Origin of the sequence: Mesorhizobium sp. M7A.F.Ca.MR.362.00.0.0 (assembly GCF_004023175.1) — a bacterium.
Classification (GTDB): Bacteria; Pseudomonadota; Alphaproteobacteria; order Rhizobiales; family Rhizobiaceae; genus Mesorhizobium.
The window spans coordinates 226-2,272 of sequence record NZ_RZTF01000633.1; the positions used below are offsets into that span (position 1 = coordinate 226).

The 2,047-nt window shown below is 65.1% G+C and carries 2 protein-coding genes and 1 pseudogene; 2 read left to right on the plus strand and 1 reads right to left on the minus strand.

From position 1 onward, the window contains the following. A pseudogene (locus tag EOC06_RS44480) lies at window positions 1-242 on the plus strand (MFS transporter); the annotation flags it as partial. Here EOC06_RS44480 and dgcA read toward each other — a convergent pair. Beyond that, complete coding sequence (gene dgcA / locus EOC06_RS36215) at window positions 213-1,196, minus strand: N-acetyl-D-Glu racemase DgcA (protein WP_127382672.1); 984 nt, start codon at window positions 1,194-1,196, stop codon at window positions 213-215. The pseudogene EOC06_RS44480 and the gene dgcA overlap by 30 nt on opposite strands. A gap of 76 nt (window positions 1,197-1,272) precedes the next feature. On the opposite strand from dgcA, the gene EOC06_RS36220 reads away from it, so the two are divergent. Further along, the coding region (locus tag EOC06_RS36220) for an ABC transporter permease (RefSeq protein WP_128310045.1) at window positions 1,273-2,047 on the plus strand (775 nt) is incomplete at its 3' end.

A 2,047-nucleotide genomic window follows, 5' to 3' on the forward strand; every position in this document is an offset into this window, starting at 1 on the left:
GGCTGATCGGCCTGCAGAAGATGATCGGCGAAACCGTCTCCGAGGAGCGGACAGGTGCCGCGCAAGGCATTGCCTATTTCTCCAACGGCTTCTTCATGGCGGTGGTGACGCTGGCGTCCGGCCCGCTCTACGACCATCTCGGCGTGGACGGCTTCTTTGCCATGATCCCGATCGCCTTGATCGGCCTCGTGCTGATCGGCCTTGCAGCGCGCTCAGCCCCACAGCGCCACATCGGGCGGTGACACCATCGATCCCTGGTAGACAAGGCCCGGTACCCGGTCGCGGGCAAGCAGCAGCGGACCGTCGAGGTCGACGAAATCGGCATGCTGGGCAAGCAGCACCGCTGGCGCCATCGCCAATGACGTGCCGACCATGCAGCCGACCATCACGCCGAAACCGAGTTCGCGGGCGCGATCGCGCAGCACCAGTGCCGCAGTCAGGCCCCCCGACTTGTCGAGCTTGATGTTGACGGCATCGTAGAGACCGACAAGCGCTTCGAGATTCTCAGCCTCGTGCACGCTTTCATCGGCGCAGATCGGTACGGGATGGGCGATATGGCGCAGGATTTCGTCATGACCGGCCGGCAGCGGCTGCTCGATCAGCGCGATGCCTTGTTCGGCGGCAAAGGCGAGGTTCGCAACGATGTTGTCGTCGCTCCAGCCCTCATTGGCGTCGAGGATGATGCGGCTGTCTGGCGCTGCCTGCCTGACCGCGCGGATGCGGGCGATGTCGTTGTCGCCGCCGATCTTGACCTTGAGCAGCGGCCGCGCCGCATTGGCGCGAGCCTGCGCCGCCATCGCCTCCGGCTCGCCCAGCGACAGCGTGTAGGCGGTTTCGAGCGCCTGCAAGGGAAGAGCACCTATCGCGACTGCTACCGAGGTTCCGCTGAGCTTTGCCTCCAGGTCCCACAGGGCGCAGTCTATGGCGTTGCGGGCGGCTCCGGCCGGCATAGCATCGAGCAAGGCGGTCCGGCTGATGCCACCGGCGATCCGGCCGCGCATGGCCTCGATCGCGTCGCGCACGCCCTCCATGGTCTCGCCATAGCGCTTGTAGGGGACGCATTCGCCGCGGCCGAGGTGGCCGCCCTCGCCGATCGTGCAGGAGATCACCTCGGCTTCGGTCTTGGAACCTCGCGAAATGGTGAAGGTTCCGGCGATGGGAAAACGCTCGGCCTCGACCGAAATGACACGCGCCATATTTTTCTGCTCCTGCTGTGCGACAAGCGTTGTCGGCAAATCGACAGGTCAGACCCGTCAGGCTAAACAGGACGCCATGTTGACCATCGGCAAGCGCGACGCAAGCGGCACGACCGCAGGGGAGGCTGACCACGAACCGCGCGTGGCGATCGGCGAGGAGGATGGCGTTCTTGGCTGCGCTTTCTCCGGAATCTGGACCACAAGGACCGTCGCGCTCATCGACGCCGACATGCGCAAGATCGAAAAGCGAAGCGGCTTCAAAACCTTGGCGCTCGATGTTTCCAAGATCGAGAAGATGGACACCGCCGGCGCCTGGCTGATCGACCGGCTGGTCAGCGCCTTCGAGAAGAAGGGCGTCGAGATCCAGATGCAAGGCCAGAGCGAGATCGCTTCGATCCTGCTCGAAGCTGTCGGCGAGGCCGTGCGGCGCGAACCCGAATCCGGCCCGGCGCGGCCGCCCAACATCGTCATTCGCGCGCTTGAGGCGGTCGGCCGCCGCGTCTACGAGATGCGCGACGATTTTCTCGCCTCGATGAACATCCTCGGCGCCACCATCCGTGGCGCGCAGATGAAGCTCGGCCGTGGCCATGCCGTCAACCCGGCGGCGATTTTCAACCAGATCGACCGCATGGGCGTCGGCGCCATTCCGGTGGTGGTGCTGATGTCGGCGATCGTCGGCGCCATCGTTGCCCAGCAAGGCGCCTATCAGCTCAGCTATTTCGGCGCCGATATCTTCGTCGTCGACCTGGTCGGCGTGCTGATCCTGCGCGAACTCGGCGTGCTGATGACGGCGATCATGATCGCCGGCCGCTCCGGCAGCGCGATCACCGCCGAGATCGGCTCGATGAAGA